The sequence below is a fragment of the Bacillus sp. FSL H8-0547 genome (assembly GCA_038002745.1).
In the GTDB taxonomy this organism is placed as follows: domain Bacteria; phylum Bacillota; class Bacilli; order Bacillales; family Bacillaceae; genus Bacillus_P.
Genome location: JBBODD010000001.1, coordinates 1,680,871 through 1,703,432, shown reverse-complemented (window position 1 = coordinate 1,703,432; position 22,562 = coordinate 1,680,871). Strand labels below are relative to the sequence as shown.

General features: G+C 48.6%; 9 protein-coding genes, 9 tRNA genes and 6 rRNA genes. All 24 read left to right on the top strand.

The window, feature by feature from the left end; translation table 11 throughout:
* The first annotated feature begins 25 nt into the window (after window positions 1–25).
* Window positions 26–1,525, top strand: a complete 1,500-nt coding sequence (gene lysS, locus MHB63_08450) for a lysine--tRNA ligase (protein ID MEK3806567.1) — start codon at window positions 26–28, stop codon at window positions 1,523–1,525.
* Between the two features lie 287 nt (window positions 1,526–1,812).
* Window positions 1,813–3,350, top strand: a 16S ribosomal RNA gene (locus MHB63_08445).
* Between the two features lie 204 nt (window positions 3,351–3,554).
* A 23S ribosomal RNA gene (locus MHB63_08440) occupies window positions 3,555–6,485 on the top strand.
* An 89-nt stretch (window positions 6,486–6,574) separates the two neighbouring features.
* Window positions 6,575–6,690, top strand: a 5S ribosomal RNA gene (gene rrf / locus MHB63_08435).
* Window positions 6,691–6,722: 32 nt separating this feature from the next.
* Window positions 6,723–6,798, top strand: a tRNA-Val gene (locus tag MHB63_08430).
* Between the two features lie 29 nt (window positions 6,799–6,827).
* Window positions 6,828–6,903, top strand: a tRNA-Thr gene (locus MHB63_08425).
* A 17-nt stretch (window positions 6,904–6,920) separates the two neighbouring features.
* Window positions 6,921–6,996: transfer RNA gene (locus MHB63_08420), tRNA-Lys, on the top strand.
* A 14-nt stretch (window positions 6,997–7,010) separates the two neighbouring features.
* Window positions 7,011–7,091: transfer RNA gene (locus MHB63_08415), tRNA-Leu, on the top strand.
* Between the two features lie 7 nt (window positions 7,092–7,098).
* Window positions 7,099–7,170 (top strand) — tRNA-Gly (locus tag MHB63_08410).
* 10 nt (window positions 7,171–7,180) lie between these two features.
* Window positions 7,181–7,269: transfer RNA gene (locus MHB63_08405), tRNA-Leu, on the top strand.
* 15 nt (window positions 7,270–7,284) lie between these two features.
* Window positions 7,285–7,361: transfer RNA gene (locus MHB63_08400), tRNA-Arg, on the top strand.
* Window positions 7,362–7,366: 5 nt separating this feature from the next.
* Window positions 7,367–7,443 (top strand) — tRNA-Pro (locus MHB63_08395).
* A gap of 17 nt (window positions 7,444–7,460) precedes the next feature.
* Window positions 7,461–7,536 (top strand) — tRNA-Ala (locus tag MHB63_08390).
* Window positions 7,537–7,694: 158 nt separating this feature from the next.
* Window positions 7,695–9,232 (top strand): 16S ribosomal RNA (locus tag MHB63_08385).
* A gap of 204 nt (window positions 9,233–9,436) precedes the next feature.
* A 23S ribosomal RNA gene (locus tag MHB63_08380) occupies window positions 9,437–12,367 on the top strand.
* Between the two features lie 89 nt (window positions 12,368–12,456).
* A 5S ribosomal RNA gene (rrf, locus tag MHB63_08375) occupies window positions 12,457–12,572 on the top strand.
* Together the 16S, 23S and 5S rRNA genes with 9 tRNA genes alongside form the textbook arrangement of a ribosomal RNA operon.
* An 838-nt stretch (window positions 12,573–13,410) precedes the next feature.
* The gene (locus MHB63_08370; GenBank protein ID MEK3806566.1) at window positions 13,411–13,872 is read left to right on the top strand and encodes a CtsR family transcriptional regulator; all 462 of its coding nucleotides are present in this window, start codon (window positions 13,411–13,413) and stop codon (window positions 13,870–13,872) included.
* Window positions 13,873–13,887: 15 nt separating this feature from the next.
* Window positions 13,888–14,433, top strand: a complete 546-nt coding sequence (locus tag MHB63_08365) for a UvrB/UvrC motif-containing protein (protein MEK3806565.1) — start codon at window positions 13,888–13,890, stop codon at window positions 14,431–14,433.
* Between the two features lies 1 nt (window position 14,434).
* Entirely contained in the window at window positions 14,435–15,526 is a 1,092-nt protein-coding gene (locus MHB63_08360) for a protein arginine kinase (GenBank protein ID MEK3806564.1), read from the top strand.
* Complete coding sequence (gene clpC, locus MHB63_08355; GenBank protein ID MEK3806563.1) at window positions 15,523–17,973, top strand: ATP-dependent protease ATP-binding subunit ClpC; 2,451 nt, start codon at window positions 15,523–15,525, stop codon at window positions 17,971–17,973. The genes MHB63_08360 and clpC overlap by 4 nt, the downstream gene beginning before the upstream one ends.
* Window positions 17,974–18,103: 130 nt before the next feature.
* A complete protein-coding gene (gene radA, locus MHB63_08350; GenBank protein MEK3806562.1) occupies window positions 18,104–19,486 on the top strand; it encodes a DNA repair protein RadA in 1,383 nt (460 codons plus the stop codon).
* A gap of 4 nt (window positions 19,487–19,490) precedes the next feature.
* On the top strand, window positions 19,491–20,573 hold the full coding sequence (gene disA, locus MHB63_08345) for a DNA integrity scanning diadenylate cyclase DisA (GenBank protein ID MEK3806561.1): 1,083 nt from the start codon (window positions 19,491–19,493) through the stop codon (window positions 20,571–20,573).
* A 195-nt stretch (window positions 20,574–20,768) separates the two neighbouring features.
* Window positions 20,769–21,869 carry a PIN/TRAM domain-containing protein gene (locus tag MHB63_08340; protein ID MEK3806560.1) on the top strand — a complete coding sequence of 367 codons (1,101 nt, stop codon included), beginning with the start codon at window positions 20,769–20,771 and terminating at the stop codon, window positions 21,867–21,869.
* Window positions 21,870–21,881: 12 nt separating this feature from the next.
* Entirely contained in the window at window positions 21,882–22,559 is a 678-nt protein-coding gene (gene ispD / locus MHB63_08335) for a 2-C-methyl-D-erythritol 4-phosphate cytidylyltransferase (protein MEK3806559.1), read from the top strand.
* Window positions 22,560–22,562 lie beyond the last annotated feature (3 nt).

The following is a 22,562-nucleotide window of genomic DNA, read 5'->3' as shown; positions in this document are numbered from 1 at the left end:
TTATAGAGGACAGGAGCTGATTTTTTTGAGTAATGAAGAATTAACCCATGAAGAATTAAATGACCAGCTGAAAGTAAGACGGGAAAAGCTGAGCGCACTGCGTGAGAAGGGTCTCGATCCGTTCGGAAAACGCTTTGAGCGTACAGGATACACATCGCAGCTCGTCCGTGAATACGGCGAAATTTCAAAAGAAGACCTTGAGGAAAGAGCCATTTCTGTCACACTGGCAGGAAGAATCATGACAAAGCGCGGTAAAGGAAAAGCCGGATTTGCCCATATTAAGGACATTGAAGGTCAAATTCAAATTTATGTGCGCAAGGATGCAGTCGGTGATGAGCAGTACGAATTGTTCAACACAGCTGATCTTGGGGACATTGTCGGCGTTACAGGTGTTATGTTTAAAACGAAAGTCGGCGAGCTTTCCATCAAGGCTACAAGCTTCGAGCTTTTAACGAAGTCTCTTCGTCCGCTTCCTGATAAATTCCATGGCTTAAAAGACATTGAACAGCGCTACCGCCAGCGTTATCTCGACCTCATCATGAATGATGAAAGCAAAAGCACGTTCATTGCACGCAGCAAAATCATTCAATCCATGCGCCGCTACCTTGACCAAAACGGCTACCTTGAAGTTGAGACGCCAACGATGCACACCATTGCAGGCGGAGCTTCAGCCCGTCCGTTCGTGACACACCACAATGCTCTTGATATGCAGCTCTACATGCGGATTGCAATTGAGCTTCACCTTAAGAGACTAATAGTGGGCGGCCTTGAAAAAGTATATGAGATTGGCCGTGTATACAGAAACGAAGGAATCTCTACCCGTCATAATCCTGAGTTCACAATGATCGAACTTTATGAGGCATATGCAGACTACAAAGATATCATGTCATTGACAGAGAACCTGATTGCCCATATTGCTAAAGAAGTGACAGGCTCTACAAAAATTACGTACGGTGAACATGAAATCGATCTTCAGCCGGAGTGGAAGAGACTTCATATGGTTGATGCAATCAAAGAGCGCACCGGCGTGGATTTCTGGGCTGAAATGTCAGTGGAAGACGCCAGAGCGCATGCAGCTGAGCATGACGTGGAAATCAACAAAAACATGACTGTCGGCCACATCATCAATGAATTCTTCGAGCAAAAAGTAGAAGAGCACCTGATTGAGCCTACATTTATCTATGGCCATCCGGTTGAGATTTCGCCACTTGCCAAGAAGAACGATGAAGACCCTCGTTTTACAGACAGATTTGAATTGTTCATTGTTGCCCGTGAGCATGCAAATGCTTTTACTGAGCTGAATGATCCTATTGATCAAAAAGAACGCTTTGAAGCACAGCTTCAGGAAAGAGAACAAGGAAATGACGAAGCGCACATGATGGATGAAGACTTTATTGAAGCGCTGGAGTATGGAATGCCTCCAACAGGCGGTCTTGGCATTGGAATTGACCGTGTAGTGATGCTTCTGACAAACTCGGCTTCTATCAGGGACGTCCTTCTCTTCCCGCATATGAGACATCGTTAAATACACATAAAAACCTCCGCTATTTCGGCGGAGGTTTTTTATTTTTATTTTTTATAAAAAAAGCCTTGCTTAATAGTGTCTGCGGTGATATATTATTAAACGTTGCCGCAAAAAACGGCGACGGCGAAAAATAAAAAAGTGAAAAGAGTGCTTGACTTAGTAATTGAGATTTGATATTATTATAAAGCTGCTCTTGGAGCAAATGATCTTTGAAAACTAAACAAAACCAAAAGCGTACCAAACGTTTTAAATTTTTTAAGTCAGCAACATTTATGAGTCACAAATTTTCTTCGGAGAGTTTGATCCTGGCTCAGGACGAACGCTGGCGGCGTGCCTAATACATGCAAGTCGAGCGGACCTCTTCGGAGGTCAGCGGCGGACGGGTGAGTAACACGTGGGCAACCTGCCTGTAAGACTGGGATAACTCCGGGAAACCGGAGCTAATACCGGATACTATGTCAAACCGCATGGTTTGACATTCAAAGACGGTTTCGGCTGTCACTTACAGATGGGCCCGCGGCGCATTAGCTAGTTGGTGAGGTAATGGCTCACCAAGGCAACGATGCGTAGCCGACCTGAGAGGGTGATCGGCCACACTGGGACTGAGACACGGCCCAGACTCCTACGGGAGGCAGCAGTAGGGAATCTTCCGCAATGGACGAAAGTCTGACGGAGCAACGCCGCGTGAGTGATGAAGGTTTTCGGATCGTAAAACTCTGTTGTCAGGGAAGAACAAGTGCCGGAGTAACTGCCGGTGCCTTGACGGTACCTGACCAGAAAGCCACGGCTAACTACGTGCCAGCAGCCGCGGTAATACGTAGGTGGCAAGCGTTGTCCGGAATTATTGGGCGTAAAGCGCGCGCAGGCGGTTTCTTAAGTCTGATGTGAAAGCCCCCGGCTCAACCGGGGAGGGTCATTGGAAACTGGGAAACTTGAGTGCAGAAGAGGAGAGTGGAATTCCACGTGTAGCGGTGAAATGCGTAGAGATGTGGAGGAACACCAGTGGCGAAGGCGACTCTCTGGTCTGTAACTGACGCTGAGGCGCGAAAGCGTGGGGAGCGAACAGGATTAGATACCCTGGTAGTCCACGCCGTAAACGATGAGTGCTAAGTGTTAGAGGGTTTCCGCCCTTTAGTGCTGCAGCTAACGCATTAAGCACTCCGCCTGGGGAGTACGGTCGCAAGACTGAAACTCAAAGGAATTGACGGGGGCCCGCACAAGCGGTGGAGCATGTGGTTTAATTCGAAGCAACGCGAAGAACCTTACCAGGTCTTGACATCCTTTGCCACTTCTAGAGATAGAAGGTTCCCCTTCGGGGGACAAAGTGACAGGTGGTGCATGGTTGTCGTCAGCTCGTGTCGTGAGATGTTGGGTTAAGTCCCGCAACGAGCGCAACCCTTGATCTTAGTTGCCAGCATTCAGTTGGGCACTCTAAGGTGACTGCCGGTGACAAACCGGAGGAAGGTGGGGATGACGTCAAATCATCATGCCCCTTATGACCTGGGCTACACACGTGCTACAATGGATGGTACAAAGGGCTGCGAGACCGCGAGGTTTAGCCAATCCCATAAAACCATTCTCAGTTCGGATTGCAGGCTGCAACTCGCCTGCATGAAGCTGGAATCGCTAGTAATCGCGGATCAGCATGCCGCGGTGAATACGTTCCCGGGCCTTGTACACACCGCCCGTCACACCACGAGAGTTTGCAACACCCGAAGTCGGTGGGGTAACCGCAAGGAGCCAGCCGCCTAAGGTGGGGTAGATGATTGGGGTGAAGTCGTAACAAGGTAGCCGTATCGGAAGGTGCGGCTGGATCACCTCCTTTCTAAGGATATGAGGTCGCTTTTGGTTTTTGTTTAGTTTTGAGAGATCATTCTCTCTATATGAAAGAAGGCAATCATTGATGATCTGCCGGTTGTTCTTTGAAAACTGGATAACGTAATTGATAACAAGTAATTCACTGAGATTTACGCTTACCATAGTGATTTTTCTTAGACTTTACAGTCTAAACAAACGATTGACCAATTTTGGTTAAGTTATGAAGGGCGCACGGTGGATGCCTTGGCACTAGGAGCCGATGAAGGACGGGACTAACACCGATATGCTTTGGGGAGCTGTAAGTAAGCTTTGATCCAGAGATTTCCGAATGGGGAAACCCACTGTTCGTAATGGAACAGTATCTTTACCTGAATACATAGGGTACTGAAGGCAGACCCGGGGAACTGAAACATCTAAGTACCCGGAGGAAGAGAAAGCAAATGCGATTTCCCAAGTAGCGGCGAGCGAAACGGAATCAGCCCAAACCAAGAGGCTTGCCTCTTGGGGTTGTAGGACACTCTATACGGAGTTACAAAGGAACGGGGTAGATGAAGCGGCCTGGAAAGGCCTGTCATAGAAGGTAAAAACCCTGTAGTCGAAACTTCGTTCCCTCCAGAGTGGATCCTGAGTACGGCGGGACACGTGAAATCCCGTCGGAATCCGGGAGGACCATCTCCCAAGGCTAAATACTACCTAGTGACCGATAGTGAACCAGTACCGTGAGGGAAAGGTGAAAAGCACCCCGGAAGGGGAGTGAAAAGATCCTGAAACCGTGTGCTTACAAGTAGTCAGAGCCCGTTAACGGGTGATGGCGTGCCTTTTGTAGAATGAACCGGCGAGTTACGATCCCGTGCAAGGTTAAGTTGATGAGACGGAGCCGCAGCGAAAGCGAGTCTGAATAGGGCGAATTAGTACGTGGTCGTAGACCCGAAACCAGGTGATCTACCCATGTCCAGGGTGAAGTTCAGGTAACACTGAATGGAGGCCCGAACCCACGCACGTTGAAAAGTGCGGGGATGAGGTGTGGGTAGCGGAGAAATTCCAATCGAACTTGGAGATAGCTGGTTCTCTCCGAAATAGCTTTAGGGCTAGCCTCGAGTATGAGAGTCTTGGAGGTAGAGCACTGATTGGACTAGGGGCCCTCATCGGGTTACCGAATTCAGTCAAACTCCGAATGCCAAAGACTTGCTCCTCGGGAGTCAGACTGCGAGTGATAAGATCCGTAGTCAAGAGGGAAACAGCCCAGACCGCCAGCTAAGGTCCCAAAGTATACGTTAAGTGGAAAAGGATGTGGAGTTGCTTAGACAACCAGGATGTTGGCTTAGAAGCAGCCACCATTTAAAGAGTGCGTAATAGCTCACTGGTCGAGTGACTCTGCGCCGAAAATGTACCGGGGCTAAACGTATCACCGAAGCTGCGGACTGTTCTTACGAACAGTGGTAGGAGAGCGTTCTAAGGGCGTCGAAGCCAGACCGGAAGGACTGGTGGAGCGCTTAGAAGTGAGAATGCCGGTATGAGTAGCGAAAGAGGGGTGAGAATCCCCTCCACCGAATGCCTAAGGTTTCCTGAGGAAGGCTCGTCCGCTCAGGGTTAGTCGGGACCTAAGCCGAGGCCGAAAGGCGTAGGCGATGGACAACAGGTTGATATTCCTGTACCACCTCCTCACCATTTGAGCAATGGGGGGACGCAGGAGGATAGGGCAAGCGCGCTGTTGGATATGCGCGTCCAAGCAGTTAGGCCGGGAAGTAGGCAAATCCGCTTCCCATATAAGGCTGAGCTGTGATGGCGAGGGAAATTTAGTACCGAAGTTCCTGATTCCACACTGCCAAGAAAAGCCTCTAGCGAGGTGAGAGGTGCCCGTACCGCAAACCGACACAGGTAGGCGAGGAGAGAATCCTAAGGTGAGCGAGAGAACTCTCGTTAAGGAACTCGGCAAAATGACCCCGTAACTTCGGGAGAAGGGGTGCTTTTTAGGGTGAATAGCCCTGAAAAGCCGCAGTGAATAGGCCCAGGCGACTGTTTAGCAAAAACACAGGTCTCTGCGAAGCCGCAAGGCGAAGTATAGGGGCTGACGCCTGCCCGGTGCTGGAAGGTTAAGGGGAGAGGTTAGCGCAAGCGAAGCTTTGAACCGAAGCCCCAGTAAACGGCGGCCGTAACTATAACGGTCCTAAGGTAGCGAAATTCCTTGTCGGGTAAGTTCCGACCCGCACGAAAGGCGTAACGATCTGGGCACTGTCTCAACGAGAGACTCGGTGAAATTATAGTACCTGTGAAGATGCAGGTTACCCGCGACAGGACGGAAAGACCCCGTGGAGCTTTACTGCAGCCTGATATTGAATTTTGGTACAGCTTGTACAGGATAGGTAGGAGCCTTGGAAGCCGGAGCGCCAGCTTCGGTGGAGGCATTGGTGGGATACTACCCTTGCTGTATTGAAATTCTAACCCGCAGCCCTTACCGGGCTGGGAGACAGTGTCAGGCGGGCAGTTTGACTGGGGCGGTCGCCTCCTAAAATGTAACGGAGGCGCCCAAAGGTTCCCTCAGAATGGTTGGAAATCATTCGCAGAGTGTAAAGGCACAAGGGAGCTTGACTGCGAGACCTACAAGTCGAGCAGGGACGAAAGTCGGGCTTAGTGATCCGGTGGTTCCGCATGGAAGGGCCATCGCTCAACGGATAAAAGCTACCCCGGGGATAACAGGCTTATCTCCCCCAAGAGTCCACATCGACGGGGAGGTTTGGCACCTCGATGTCGGCTCATCGCATCCTGGGGCTGTAGTCGGTCCCAAGGGTTGGGCTGTTCGCCCATTAAAGCGGTACGCGAGCTGGGTTCAGAACGTCGTGAGACAGTTCGGTCCCTATCCGTCGTGGGCGCAGGAAATTTGAGAGGAGCTGTCCTTAGTACGAGAGGACCGGGATGGACGCACCGCTGGTGTACCAGTTGTCTTGCCAAAGGCATCGCTGGGTAGCTATGTGCGGAAGGGATAAGTGCTGAAAGCATCTAAGCATGAAGCCCCCCTCAAGATGAGATTTCCCATCACATTTGTGAGTAAGAACCCTGAAAGATGATCAGGTTGATAGGTCTGAGGTGGAAGCGCGGTGACGTGTGGAGCTGACAGATACTAATCGTTCGAGGACTTAACCACAGTCTAACTAAGCGTAAATTGCACGTGAATCTTGTTATCAAACGTTACTCAGTTTTGAAAGAATAACTCTTTCAACAAAATGCATATTGTCTGGTGATGATGGCAAAGAGGTCACACCCGTTCCCATGCCGAACACGGAAGTTAAGCTCTTTAGCGCCGATGGTAGTTGGGGGTTTCCCCCTGTGAGAGTAGGACGTTGCCAGGCTGTATGTTTATAAGAGCACGCAAGTGCTGTATGGAGGATTAGCTCAGCTGGGAGAGCATCTGCCTTACAAGCAGAGGGTCGGCGGTTCGAGCCCGTCATCCTCCACCATATGATTTTTGGACATACTTTTTATAAATGCCGGTGTAGCTCAATTGGTAGAGCAACTGACTTGTAATCAGTAGGTTGGGGGTTCAAGTCCTCTCGCCGGCACCACTAGGTTTCTTATATATGTGCCATTAGCTCAGTCGGTAGAGCATCTGACTTTTAATCAGAGGGTCGAAGGTTCGAGTCCTTCATGGCACACCATTTTTCCTTAATATGCGGGTGTGGCGGAATTGGCAGACGCGCTAGACTTAGGATCTAGTGTCTTTGACGTGGGGGTTCGAGTCCCTTCACCCGCATGATATTGCGGAAGTAGTTCAGTGGTAGAACACCACCTTGCCAAGGTGGGGGTCGCGGGTTCGAATCCCGTCTTCCGCTCTTTGAATAAGCCGGGGTGGCGGAACTGGCAGACGCACAGGACTTAAAATCCTGCGGTAGGTGACTACCGTACCGGTTCGATTCCGGTCCTCGGCACCACACACATTTTTATATGCGCCCGTAGCTCAATTGGATAGAGCGTTTGACTACGGATCAAAAGGTTATGGGTTCGACTCCTATCGGGCGCGCCATATTACGGGAAGTAGCTCAGCTTGGTAGAGCACTTGGTTTGGGACCAAGGGGTCGCAGGTTCGAATCCTGTCTTCCCGACCATTTTCATTTTTTTATTCGGGGCCTTAGCTCAGCTGGGAGAGCGCCTGCCTTGCACGCAGGAGGTCAGCGGTTCGATCCCGCTAGGCTCCACCAATTAATTTAAAAAAGTTGTTGACTTAACCAGTCAGCGATGGTATGATTTAAAAGTTGCTCAACTGGGCAGCAAATGATCTTTGAAAACTAAACAAAACCAAAAGCGTACCAAACGTTTTAAATTTTTTAAGTCAGCAACATTTATGAGTCACAAATTTTCTTCGGAGAGTTTGATCCTGGCTCAGGACGAACGCTGGCGGCGTGCCTAATACATGCAAGTCGAGCGGACCTCTTCGGAGGTCAGCGGCGGACGGGTGAGTAACACGTGGGCAACCTGCCTGTAAGACTGGGATAACTCCGGGAAACCGGAGCTAATACCGGATACTATGTCAAACCGCATGGTTTGACATTCAAAGACGGTTTCGGCTGTCACTTACAGATGGGCCCGCGGCGCATTAGCTAGTTGGTGAGGTAATGGCTCACCAAGGCAACGATGCGTAGCCGACCTGAGAGGGTGATCGGCCACACTGGGACTGAGACACGGCCCAGACTCCTACGGGAGGCAGCAGTAGGGAATCTTCCGCAATGGACGAAAGTCTGACGGAGCAACGCCGCGTGAGTGATGAAGGTTTTCGGATCGTAAAACTCTGTTGTCAGGGAAGAACAAGTGCCGGAGTAACTGCCGGTGCCTTGACGGTACCTGACCAGAAAGCCACGGCTAACTACGTGCCAGCAGCCGCGGTAATACGTAGGTGGCAAGCGTTGTCCGGAATTATTGGGCGTAAAGCGCGCGCAGGCGGTTTCTTAAGTCTGATGTGAAAGCCCCCGGCTCAACCGGGGAGGGTCATTGGAAACTGGGAAACTTGAGTGCAGAAGAGGAGAGTGGAATTCCACGTGTAGCGGTGAAATGCGTAGAGATGTGGAGGAACACCAGTGGCGAAGGCGACTCTCTGGTCTGTAACTGACGCTGAGGCGCGAAAGCGTGGGGAGCGAACAGGATTAGATACCCTGGTAGTCCACGCCGTAAACGATGAGTGCTAAGTGTTAGAGGGTTTCCGCCCTTTAGTGCTGCAGCTAACGCATTAAGCACTCCGCCTGGGGAGTACGGTCGCAAGACTGAAACTCAAAGGAATTGACGGGGGCCCGCACAAGCGGTGGAGCATGTGGTTTAATTCGAAGCAACGCGAAGAACCTTACCAGGTCTTGACATCCTTTGCCACTTCTAGAGATAGAAGGTTCCCCTTCGGGGGACAAAGTGACAGGTGGTGCATGGTTGTCGTCAGCTCGTGTCGTGAGATGTTGGGTTAAGTCCCGCAACGAGCGCAACCCTTGATCTTAGTTGCCAGCATTCAGTTGGGCACTCTAAGGTGACTGCCGGTGACAAACCGGAGGAAGGTGGGGATGACGTCAAATCATCATGCCCCTTATGACCTGGGCTACACACGTGCTACAATGGATGGTACAAAGGGCTGCGAGACCGCGAGGTTTAGCCAATCCCATAAAACCATTCTCAGTTCGGATTGCAGGCTGCAACTCGCCTGCATGAAGCTGGAATCGCTAGTAATCGCGGATCAGCATGCCGCGGTGAATACGTTCCCGGGCCTTGTACACACCGCCCGTCACACCACGAGAGTTTGCAACACCCGAAGTCGGTGGGGTAACCGCAAGGAGCCAGCCGCCTAAGGTGGGGTAGATGATTGGGGTGAAGTCGTAACAAGGTAGCCGTATCGGAAGGTGCGGCTGGATCACCTCCTTTCTAAGGATATGAGGTCGCTTTTGGTTTTTGTTTAGTTTTGAGAGATCATTCTCTCTATATGAAAGAAGGCAATCATTCATGATCTGCCGGTTGTTCTTTGAAAACTGGATAACGTAATTGATAACAAGTAATTCACTGAGATTTACGCTTACCATAGTGATTTTTCTTAGACTTTACAGTCTAAACAAACGATTGACCAATTTTGGTTAAGTTATGAAGGGCGCACGGTGGATGCCTTGGCACTAGGAGCCGATGAAGGACGGGACTAACACCGATATGCTTTGGGGAGCTGTAAGTAAGCTTTGATCCAGAGATTTCCGAATGGGGAAACCCACTGTTCGTAATGGAACAGTATCTTTACCTGAATACATAGGGTACTGAAGGCAGACCCGGGGAACTGAAACATCTAAGTACCCGGAGGAAGAGAAAGCAAATGCGATTTCCCAAGTAGCGGCGAGCGAAACGGAATCAGCCCAAACCAAGAGGCTTGCCTCTTGGGGTTGTAGGACACTCTATACGGAGTTACAAAGGAACGGGGTAGATGAAGCGGCCTGGAAAGGCCTGTCATAGAAGGTAAAAACCCTGTAGTCGAAACTTCGTTCCCTCCAGAGTGGATCCTGAGTACGGCGGGACACGTGAAATCCCGTCGGAATCCGGGAGGACCATCTCCCAAGGCTAAATACTACCTAGTGACCGATAGTGAACCAGTACCGTGAGGGAAAGGTGAAAAGCACCCCGGAAGGGGAGTGAAAAGATCCTGAAACCGTGTGCTTACAAGTAGTCAGAGCCCGTTAACGGGTGATGGCGTGCCTTTTGTAGAATGAACCGGCGAGTTACGATCCCGTGCAAGGTTAAGTTGATGAGACGGAGCCGCAGCGAAAGCGAGTCTGAATAGGGCGAATTAGTACGTGGTCGTAGACCCGAAACCAGGTGATCTACCCATGTCCAGGGTGAAGTTCAGGTAACACTGAATGGAGGCCCGAACCCACGCACGTTGAAAAGTGCGGGGATGAGGTGTGGGTAGCGGAGAAATTCCAATCGAACTTGGAGATAGCTGGTTCTCTCCGAAATAGCTTTAGGGCTAGCCTCGAGTATGAGAGTCTTGGAGGTAGAGCACTGATTGGACTAGGGGCCCTCATCGGGTTACCGAATTCAGTCAAACTCCGAATGCCAAAGACTTGCTCCTCGGGAGTCAGACTGCGAGTGATAAGATCCGTAGTCAAGAGGGAAACAGCCCAGACCGCCAGCTAAGGTCCCAAAGTATACGTTAAGTGGAAAAGGATGTGGAGTTGCTTAGACAACCAGGATGTTGGCTTAGAAGCAGCCACCATTTAAAGAGTGCGTAATAGCTCACTGGTCGAGTGACTCTGCGCCGAAAATGTACCGGGGCTAAACGTATCACCGAAGCTGCGGACTGTTCTTACGAACAGTGGTAGGAGAGCGTTCTAAGGGCGTCGAAGCCAGACCGGAAGGACTGGTGGAGCGCTTAGAAGTGAGAATGCCGGTATGAGTAGCGAAAGAGGGGTGAGAATCCCCTCCACCGAATGCCTAAGGTTTCCTGAGGAAGGCTCGTCCGCTCAGGGTTAGTCGGGACCTAAGCCGAGGCCGAAAGGCGTAGGCGATGGACAACAGGTTGATATTCCTGTACCACCTCCTCACCATTTGAGCAATGGGGGGACGCAGGAGGATAGGGCAAGCGCGCTGTTGGATATGCGCGTCCAAGCAGTTAGGCCGGGAAGTAGGCAAATCCGCTTCCCATATAAGGCTGAGCTGTGATGGCGAGGGAAATTTAGTACCGAAGTTCCTGATTCCACACTGCCAAGAAAAGCCTCTAGCGAGGTGAGAGGTGCCCGTACCGCAAACCGACACAGGTAGGCGAGGAGAGAATCCTAAGGTGAGCGAGAGAACTCTCGTTAAGGAACTCGGCAAAATGACCCCGTAACTTCGGGAGAAGGGGTGCTTTTTAGGGTGAATAGCCCTGAAAAGCCGCAGTGAATAGGCCCAGGCGACTGTTTAGCAAAAACACAGGTCTCTGCGAAGCCGCAAGGCGAAGTATAGGGGCTGACGCCTGCCCGGTGCTGGAAGGTTAAGGGGAGAGGTTAGCGCAAGCGAAGCTTTGAACCGAAGCCCCAGTAAACGGCGGCCGTAACTATAACGGTCCTAAGGTAGCGAAATTCCTTGTCGGGTAAGTTCCGACCCGCACGAAAGGCGTAACGATCTGGGCACTGTCTCAACGAGAGACTCGGTGAAATTATAGTACCTGTGAAGATGCAGGTTACCCGCGACAGGACGGAAAGACCCCGTGGAGCTTTACTGCAGCCTGATATTGAATTTTGGTACAGCTTGTACAGGATAGGTAGGAGCCTTGGAAGCCGGAGCGCCAGCTTCGGTGGAGGCATTGGTGGGATACTACCCTTGCTGTATTGAAATTCTAACCCGCAGCCCTTACCGGGCTGGGAGACAGTGTCAGGCGGGCAGTTTGACTGGGGCGGTCGCCTCCTAAAATGTAACGGAGGCGCCCAAAGGTTCCCTCAGAATGGTTGGAAATCATTCGCAGAGTGTAAAGGCACAAGGGAGCTTGACTGCGAGACCTACAAGTCGAGCAGGGACGAAAGTCGGGCTTAGTGATCCGGTGGTTCCGCATGGAAGGGCCATCGCTCAACGGATAAAAGCTACCCCGGGGATAACAGGCTTATCTCCCCCAAGAGTCCACATCGACGGGGAGGTTTGGCACCTCGATGTCGGCTCATCGCATCCTGGGGCTGTAGTCGGTCCCAAGGGTTGGGCTGTTCGCCCATTAAAGCGGTACGCGAGCTGGGTTCAGAACGTCGTGAGACAGTTCGGTCCCTATCCGTCGTGGGCGCAGGAAATTTGAGAGGAGCTGTCCTTAGTACGAGAGGACCGGGATGGACGCACCGCTGGTGTACCAGTTGTCTTGCCAAAGGCATCGCTGGGTAGCTATGTGCGGAAGGGATAAGTGCTGAAAGCATCTAAGCATGAAGCCCCCCTCAAGATGAGATTTCCCATCACATTTGTGAGTAAGAACCCTGAAAGATGATCAGGTTGATAGGTCTGAGGTGGAAGCGCGGTGACGTGTGGAGCTGACAGATACTAATCGTTCGAGGACTTAACCACAGTCTAACTAAGCGTAAATTGCACGTGAATCTTGTTATCAAACGTTACTCAGTTTTGAAAGAATAACTCTTTCAACAAAATGCATATTGTCTGGTGATGATGGCAAAGAGGTCACACCCGTTCCCATGCCGAACACGGAAGTTAAGCTCTTTAGCGCCGATGGTAGTTGGGGGTTTCCCCCTGTGAGAGTAGGACGTTGCCAGGCACGCAGAAAAAAGGACAGCAGAGATGCTGTTCTTTTTTGTTGTTCGGAAAAGAATATGATATACGTGAATTTAACCTGGGCAAGGGTATTTGCGCCAGAAATAATGAGTGATGGTAATCAATCACCTGAATCGTACCCTGCTAAACCGTAAAACGACATCAGAGGGTAAGCAAACGCTCAAATCGTACCCTCTAAAACTGTAAAACGATATCAGAGGGTAAGCAAAGTCTCGAATCGTACCCTGTAAAACTGTAAAACGATATTAGAGGGTAAGCAAACACTCGAATCGTACCCTGTAAAACCGTAAAAGGATATCAGAGGGTAAGCAAACACTCGAATCGTACCCTTTAAAACCGTAAAACGATTTCGGAGGGTAAGCAAACAGCCGAACCGTACCCTGTAAAACCGTAAAACGATATCAGAGGGTAAGCAAAAGCCCCGATCACATACCCTCCAAAACCGAAAAACAATCTCACAGGGCAAGCATGCACCTGGATACCATAGCATTTCCCGCCGAACTCTTATGCACCAATCCAATCATGCCTTGCCGCATGCACTTTTATTCTTATGCAGAAAAGCTGCGTTTAATGGATCCCGGTCAGAAAAACAGCTCATTATTACCGATTGATGACGTATACATAAAGTATTATCCTTCCTCCACCTTCCTTTCATTACTCTTCCCATTTAAAATAATACGGCAAATTCTGTTTAAAAACGTTTCACTGCCGTTAATAATGGAAATAGATAGATGAGCAGTTATGAGTTGAAAAAATGGTACGTTCGTTTTATATTAGTGTTAAAGTCAAATATAGTCAAAGTCAAGTTAGGGGGAGGCGGAGTGCGGAACATCTCGGATGTCATTGAACAGTATTTGAAGCAGGTGCTTACGACAAGCGGCAAGGAGATCGTCGAAATCAAAAGAAGCGAAATTGCGGATAAGTTTCAGTGTGTGCCCTCACAAATCAATTATGTCATCAATACCCGTTTTACGATTGAAAGAGGATATATCGTAGAGAGCAAAAGGGGAGGCGGCGGCTACATTCGGATTATAAAGGTAAAGTCGAATGATGCTGCGCATCTAATTGATCAGATCATGGGCATTATTGACAGGCGGATCTCGCAGTCATCTGCTGAAGATCTCATATTAAGGCTTGTAAGTGAAGATGTCATTTCAGAACGGGAAGCAAAAATCATGCTGAGTGTGATTGACAGGTCCGTTTTATATATTGAACTGCCGCACAGGGATGAATTGCGGGCAAGAATGATAAAGGCCATGCTGACTTCCTTGAAATACCGATGAGAGCAGGTGACAGACTTGATATGCCAGGAATGCAATGAGAGACCGGCAACATTTCATTTTACGAAGGTTGTGAACGGCGAAAAAACTGAGGTTCATATTTGTGATAAATGTGCTCAGAACAACAGTTCCATATTCATTGACAGCAGCAAAGGATTTTCTATTAATAACCTGCTGGCAGGCCTTTTGAACATGGATTCATCCGTTTCCGCGTCAAAGCAGGATGTTTTTAAAAAAAATGAAGTTCTGCAGTGTCCCGGCTGCGAGATGACGTTTCAGCAGTTTACAAAAGTGGGACGGTTCGGATGTTCCGAGTGCTACCGGACGTTTAAAGATCAAATTAACCCGATTCTGAGAAGAGTCCACAGCGGCAATACGGTGCATGCTGGAAAGATTCCAGAGCGAATTGGCGGTAGCATTCACATCCGCAAACGAATAGAGTTATTAAAACAGAATCTAAAAGAGCAAATTCAGCAGGAAGAGTTTGAAAAGGCTGCTGAAATCCGGGATGAGATCCGTTCGCTTGAACTTTCGTTAAAAAGTTCCAGAGGAGGTGAATCCTGATATGTCGCTTCAGCAGTTTATTAACCAGGCGATGAGTGCCTGGATGAGCAAGGATGGGCCTGATTCAGACATTGTTCTCAGCAGCCGTGTCAGACTGGCAAGAAACATTGAGAAGTACAGGTTTCCGACTTTTGCTTCGAATGAAGAGCTGCAGGATATTCTCTCTCTTTTTGAAGAGACGTTTGCGGATAAGAGCGTAGATGAGATCGGCAAGCTTGAAATGCTCCGCATGGATGATTTGCAGCCTATTCAGAAAAGGGTGCTCGTTGAGAAGCATTTAATCAGTCCGAATTTAGCAGAGGATTCTTCGTTCGGCGCATGTTTGCTGTCTGAGAATGAAGAGGTCAGCATCATGCTGAATGAAGAGGATCATATTCGCATTCAGTGTCTGTATCCCGGTCTGCAGCTGAAAGAAGCTTTAAAAGCAGCGAGCAGGCTTGATGACTGGATGGAAGGTTCGGTTGATTATGCGTTTGATGAACAAAGAGGATACTTAACCAGCTGCCCGACAAATGTGGGAACAGGGCTGAGGGCATCGGTGATGATGCACTTGCCGGCTCTTGTGCTCACACAGCAGATGAACAGAATTATTCCGGCTATTAATCAATTAGGTCTGGTTGTTAGAGGAATTTATGGGGAAGGCAGCGAAGCATTAGGTAACATCTTTCAGATTTCCAATCAGATTACTCTCGGCAAGTCTGAGGATGATATTGCAGAAGATCTGCTGAGTGTGGTGCACCAGCTGATTGAAAAAGAGCGCTCTGCACGGGAAGCTTTATATAAAACGTCGCAGGTGCCGCTTGAGGACCGTGTGTTCAGATCTCTGGGCACGCTGACATACAGCAGGATCATTGAATCCAAAGAAGCAGCAAAATGTTTATCAGATGTGAGACTGGGAATTGATTTAAATATCATCAAAGATATTTCCAGAAATATTTTAAATGAGCTGATGATCCTGACTCAGCCGGGATTTCTCCAGCAGTATTCCGGAGGAGCATTGCGCCCGGATGAACGGGACATAAGAAGAGCTTCATTAATCAGAGAAAGACTAAACCTTGAAATGGTCAGAAGGATGGAGGATGATGAAGGATGATGTTTGGAAGATTTACTGAACGCGCTCAGAAGGTTCTTGCATTAGCACAAGAGGAAGCTGTCCGTCTTGGACATAACAATATCGGCACAGAGCATATTCTTCTCGGTCTTGTAAGAGAAGGTGAGGGCATCGCTGCAAAAGCGCTGACAGCTCTTGGCCTTGGATCAGATAAAATTCAAAAAGAAGTGGAGAGCCTCATCGGCAGAGGACAGGAAATTTCACAGACGATACACTACACTCCCCGAGCTAAAAAGGTGATTGAGCTTTCCATGGATGAAGCTAGAAAGCTAGGCCATTCATACGTGGGCACAGAGCATATTCTTTTAGGTCTTATCCGCGAAGGAGAAGGTGTGGCTGCACGGGTGCTTAATAACCTCGGTGTAAGCTTAAATAAAGCACGCCAGCAAGTCCTCCAGCTGCTTGGCAGCAATGAGTCCGGCTCTGGCCACCAGAGCGGTTCGATGAACAATGCCAATACTCCGACCCTGGACAGTCTGGCACGCGATTTGACGGCCATTGCACGCGAAGGCAGTCTTGACCCTGTCATTGGGCGAAGCAAAGAAATCCAAAGGGTCATTGAAGTCCTAAGTCGCAGAACGAAAAACAATCCTGTTTTAATCGGGGAGCCTGGTGTCGGTAAAACGGCAATCGCAGAAGGCCTTGCCCAGCAGATTGTGAACAACGAAGTACCTGAGATCCTCCGTGACAAGCGTGTTATGACACTTGATATGGGAACTGTTGTAGCCGGCACGAAATACCGCGGTGAATTTGAAGACCGTCTGAAAAAGGTGATGGATGAAATTCGCCAGGCAGGAAACATTATCCTGTTTATCGACGAACTTCATACACTGATCGGTGCAGGAGGCGCTGAGGGGGCAATTGATGCTTCCAATATTCTTAAGCCGTCGCTTGCACGTGGAGAACTTCAGTGCATCGGGGCCACTACGCTCGATGAATACCGCAAATATATCGAAAAGGATGCAGCGCTCGAACGCCGCTTCCAGCCGATTCAGGTTGATGAGCCGACAGCTGATGAAAGCATCCAGATTTTAAAAGGGCTTCGCGACCGTTATGAAGCTCATCACAGAGTATCCATCACGGATGAGGCAATTGATGCAGCGGTTAAGCTTTCAGACCGCTATATCTCAGACCGTTTCCTTCCGGATAAAGCAATCGATTTAATTGATGAAGCCGGTTCGAAGGTTCGCCTCCGTTCATTTACAACTCCTCCGAACTTAAAAGAGCTTGAAATGAAGCTTGAGGAAGTGCGCAAGGAAAAAGATGCCTCTGTTCAAAGCCAGGAATTTGAAAAAGCGGCTTCTCTCCGTGATACAGAGCAGCGTCTGCGCGAGCAGCTCGAGGAAACGAAGAAAACATGGAAAGAAAAACAGGGTCAGGAAAATTCCGAAGTGACAGTGGATGATATCGCAATGGTGGTTGCGAGCTGGACTGGAATTCCGGTATCGCGTCTTGCCCAGACAGAAACAGATAAGCTGCTGAACATGGAGCAGATTCTTCATAACCGCGTCATTGGCCAGGATGAAGCCGTTGTGGCTGTTGCGAAGGCGGTGCGCCGCGCAAGAGCAGGGCTTAAAGATCCGAAGCGCCCGATTGGCTCATTTGTTTTCCTCGGCCCTACAGGCGTAGGTAAAACAGAGCTTGCAAGAGCACTTGCAGAATCCATCTTCGGCGATGAGGATGCCATGATCCGGATTGATATGTCCGAGTATATGGAGAAGCACTCAACATCAAGACTTGTTGGTTCCCCTCCGGGATATGTCGGGTATGAAGAAGGCGGACAGCTGACTGAAAAAGTACGCAGAAAACCGTATTCTGTTGTTCTTCTCGATGAAATTGAAAAAGCTCACCCTGATGTTTTCAACATTCTTCTTCAGGTGCTTGAAGACGGACGATTAACAGATTCTAAAGGAAGAACGGTCGATTTCAGAAATACCATACTAATCATGACGTCGAATGTCGGCGCAAGCGAACTGAAGCGCAACAAGTACGTTGGCTTCAACGTGCAGGATGAGGCGCAGGATTACAAGGATATGAAGGGCAAGGTTATGAATGAGCTGAAAAAAGCATTCAGACCTGAGTTCCTGAACCGTATAGATGAAATTATCGTGTTCCACTCTCTTGAGAAGAAACACATTAAAGAGATTGTTACTCTTATGGCCGATCAGCTGATGAAGCGTCTAGCCGAACAGGACCTTGTGCTTGAACTGACAGATGCTGCACAGGAGAAAATAGCCGATGAAGGATTTGATCCTGAGTACGGTGCCCGTCCGCTGAGAAGGGCGATCCAGAAGCATGTTGAAGACCGCCTGTCTGAAGAGCTGCTTAAAGGCACAATCGAAAAAGGCCAGAAAGTTGTTCTCGATGTGACAGAGGGAGAATTTACTGTAAAAAGTTCTTCAGAAGCTGAAACGGAGAAAATCAAATAATCATCAGAAGCGAAACAATCATGAGGCATACATTTTTCACGTATGCCTCGATTTCGTTTCTTAGAGCAAACACACTGATTCTACCGATTCTCTTTTTAAAAAGGTAATCTAGTAAGGAAGGACAGAATGTATGGCTAAAACAAAATCGAAATTCATGTGCCTTGAGTGCGGATATGAGTCCCCAAAATGGATGGGGAAATGCCCGGGCTGCGGAGCATGGAATACGATGACAGAAGAAGTTGTAAAAACAGGAACGGCAAACAGGAGAGTGGCTTTTGCACACTCTGCTCCGGGTCAGACCGCAAACAAACCTTCACCTATCACAAACATTGAAACGTCTCAGGAACCGCGCATTAAAACCAACCTCAAAGAATTTAACCGTGTTCTCGGCAGCGGGATTGTAAAAGGTTCCCTTGTCCTGATAGGAGGAGACCCCGGAATTGGAAAATCAACGCTTTTGCTTCAGGTTTCCTCACAGCTTGCCGATAATGGAAACGATGTTCTTTACATATCGGGAGAAGAGTCGGTCAAGCAGACGAAAATGAGGGCTGACCGCCTAGGTGTTAAATCTGATAAATTGCTTGTACTTGCTGAAACCGATATGGAATATATCGCTAAGGCAATTGATGATACAAATCCGGCTTTTGTGATTGTTGATTCCATTCAGACGGTGTTTCAGAGTGACATTACCTCAGCACCTGGAAGTGTCTCACAGGTCCGGGAATGTACGGCAGAACTTATGAGACTTGCAAAAACGAAAGGCATCGCCATCTTCATTGTCGGACATGTAACAAAGGAAGGGTCAATTGCCGGTCCGAGAATTCTTGAGCACATGGTTGACACTGTCCTGTATTTTGAAGGAGAGCGCCATCATACGTACCGGATACTAAGAGCAGTGAAAAACCGTTTTGGGTCCACAAATGAGATGGGTATTTTTGAAATGAAGGAAAGCGGGCTTGAAGAGGTGCTGAATCCGTCTGAGATCTTCCTTGAGGAACGTTCCAAAGGGGCAGCAGGCTCTACCGTTGTAGCTTCCATGGAAGGGACAAGACCGGTGCTTGTTGAGATTCAGGCGCTGATTTCACCGACAAGCTTCGGCAACCCGAGAAGAATGGCAACAGGAATCGACCATAACCGGGTGCCGCTTCTGATGGCTGTGCTTGAAAAGAGAGTCGGACTGCTGCTGCAGAATCAGGATGCCTATTTAAAAGTGGCCGGCGGAGTAAAGCTTGATGAGCCTGCGATTGATCTTGCAGTTGCCGTAAGCATCGCTTCAAGCTTTAAGGATGCACCTTCAAAAGCAACAGATATTATTATTGGAGAAGTAGGGCTTACAGGCGAAGTAAGGCGCGTTTCGAGAATTGAGCAGCGCGTCATGGAAGCAGCCAAGCTCGGGTTCAGGCGTGCGATCATTCCAGAGGCAAATATAGGCGGTTGGACAGTTCCGAATGGCATAGAGGCAGTGGGTGTCAAAAACGTCGCAGAAGCCCTGCAAATCACACTGGGAGGGTAGCAATATGAGTGAGAAAGAGAAAAAAACAAACGAAAAGAGCATGAAGGAAATTCTGCAGTTTATTGCGCCCGGAACTCCCTTAAGAGCAGGCATTGAAAATGTTTTGCGCGCAAAAACAGGGGGGCTGATTGTCGTTGGCTTCAGCGACAAAGTAAAAGAACTCGTGGATGGCGGATTCTATATAAACTCCGCTTTTTCTCCCGCTCATTTATATGAACTGGCTAAAATGGACGGAGCCATTATCTTAAGTGATTCGGGAAATAAAATTCTTTATGCAAATGCCCAGCTCGTTCCGAATGCTTTTATCAGTTCAATTGAAACGGGCATGCGCCACCGTACGGCGGAGAGGGTGGCAAAACAGACAGGTAACCTGGTTGTGGCCATTTCCCAGAGAAGGAACGTCATCACCCTCTACTACGGGGAACTCCGTTACGCACTGAGAGATATCGGTGTCATTTTAACAAAAGCGAATCAGGCGATTCAGACTCTTGAAAAGTACAGAACGGTGCTTGATCAGTCCATCATCAACCTTGGGGCGCTCGAATTTGAAGAGCTTGTCACATTTGATGAGCTTCTGCAGGTGATTCACAGGATTGAGATGGTTCTGCGGATTAAAAACGAAATCCTGAATTATATTAATGAGCTTGGCACAGAAGGGCATCTTATCAGGCTGCAGCTGAATGAACTGCTTTCAGATATCGAGGAAGAGGCAGCGCTTGTCATTAAAGACTACTGCTTCGATAAAACACTGGATCCTAAATACGTGCTCGAGCAATTTCAGGTGCTGACGAATACAGAACTGATGGATGACATGGTCCTTCTGCGCCTGCTCGGCTATTCGGCCCATTTCACAAATCCTGATGATCTCGTCATGCCGAGAGGGTACAGGGTGCTTAAGAAGATCCCGAGGCTCCCGCCTGTCATTATTGAAAATTTGGTGAACAAATTCTCAAACCTGAAACTTATTACGCGCGCAACCGTAGAACAGCTTGATGAGGTGGATGGAATTGGCGAGGTAAGGGCGAAAAAGATAAAAGAAGGTCTCCGCAGACTTCAGGAGCAGCTGCTGATAGACCGTCAGATATAACGAACTTTTTATGAATCTTTCGCCTCAAACGTTTTAATCATCATGATTTAGGTTATATTATTCTTGTTTTTCATTTTTCGGAAATGATATGATTCTCATTACATTTCAATCTGTTTACAGGTTCCGGAAATTCGCGTTTTCACCGTTTTAAACGGGAGAAAGTGATTATAATAGATAAGAGAAGGAGGTGGGGGTATGTTAAAACGAATTGTGCAGATCTTTTTCCTTTTCCTTGGAGGAACGCTGGGTATTTTCTTTATGCCGCAGCTGATGAAATTGTTAAGCCTGCAGGACATACCTTTTATTAATTCACCATATGCTCTGGCCATTTTAGGAGCAATATTATTTTATATAGCCACATTCTGGCTTGTTGATTATGTAATTAACTGGGTTAAGCTTCTGGAAGAATCATTGGTAAAGGCACCTGTGACGGATGTTCTTTTCGGTAGTTTGGGATTGATTGTCGGACTTATAATTGCCTTTCTTATTGTTAATGTTATTCCGTTTAAAGACATTCAGTATCAGGTGTTCAGCACAATCATACCGATTTTTCTGACCCTTTTGCTTGGCTACCTTGGTTTTCAGGTTGGATTTAAGCGCAAGGACGAACTGATCAGCCTGTTTTCGATTTCCGGGAAAATCGGAAAGAAAAAAGGAGCGGGTGAAGAAGAAGCGGAAGTTGAGAGCACGAAGCTCAAAATTCTTGATACAAGCGTCATTATTGACGGGAGAATTGCCGACATCTGCCAGACCGGATTTTTGGAGGGCACGATTGTCATTCCTCATTTTGTGCTGGAAGAGCTTCAGCATATCGCTGATTCTTCAGATGCCCTGAAACGGAACCGCGGCCGGAGAGGCCTTGATATTCTGAACCGCATTCAAAAAGAGCTCTCCATTAAAGTTGAGATTTATGAGGGCGATTTTGAGGAAATTCAGGAAGTGGACAGCAAGCTTGTGAAGCTTGCCAAGCTGACATCAGGTGTAGTGGTCACAAATGACTTTAATTTAAACAAAGTGTGCGAACTTCAGGGAGTCGGAGTTCTGAACATCAACGACCTGGCAAATGCCGTCAAGCCGGTTGTCCTGCCTGGGGAAGAGATGAAAGTTCTTGTCATCAAGGATGGAAAAGAGCACAATCAGGGCGTAGCTTACCTGGATGACGGCACGATGATTGTAGTGGAAGAGGGCCGTAACTATATCGGCAAAAACATCGACGTCATCGTGACGAGCGTTCTTCAGACTTCTGCCGGACGAATGATTTTCGCGAAGCCCAAGCTGCTTGAAAAAGCGTTGTAGGGGAGCAGGCAAATGAACTATGAAGTGATTATTCCTGCCGCCGGACAAGGAAAACGGATGAAAGCGGGCAAAAACAAACAGTTTATTGAACTTGAAGGAAAACCGGTCATTGTGCACACCTTGACGGTTTTTGAGAAAGATCCTGCATGCACAGGCATCCTTCTTGTCATCAATCCGGATGAACGGGCTCTTTTTGAAGAAATGGCCGCAGGCCTGACAAAAATCAAAAAGATGGTCAGCGGAGGCAATGAGAGGCAGCACAGCGTCTATAACGGACTGAAAGCGGCGACCTCAGATATTGTCCTCGTGCATGACGGTGCAAGGCCGTTTATAAAAAAACACGTCATTTCAAAGCTCGTAAAAGCAGCATATGAAAATGGAGCTGCAACCGTTGCAGTCCCTGTGAAGGATACGATTAAACGTGTCTTGAACAGTGAAGTGATTGAAACCGTTGAACGTTCTAGCTTGTGGGCCGTACAGACCCCACAGGCTTTTCGTCTTTCTGACATTCTTGCGGCTCATAAAGAAGCGTCGGCTGCAGCATTTCTTGGAACAGATGATGCAAGCCTGATGGAGAGAAGCGGCCACAAGGTTCTTGTCATTGAAGGTGACTATACAAATATTAAACTGACTACGCCGGATGATCTGCTGATGGCAAAAGCGATACTTGAGAGTGAGAGAGGGGAATAAGGA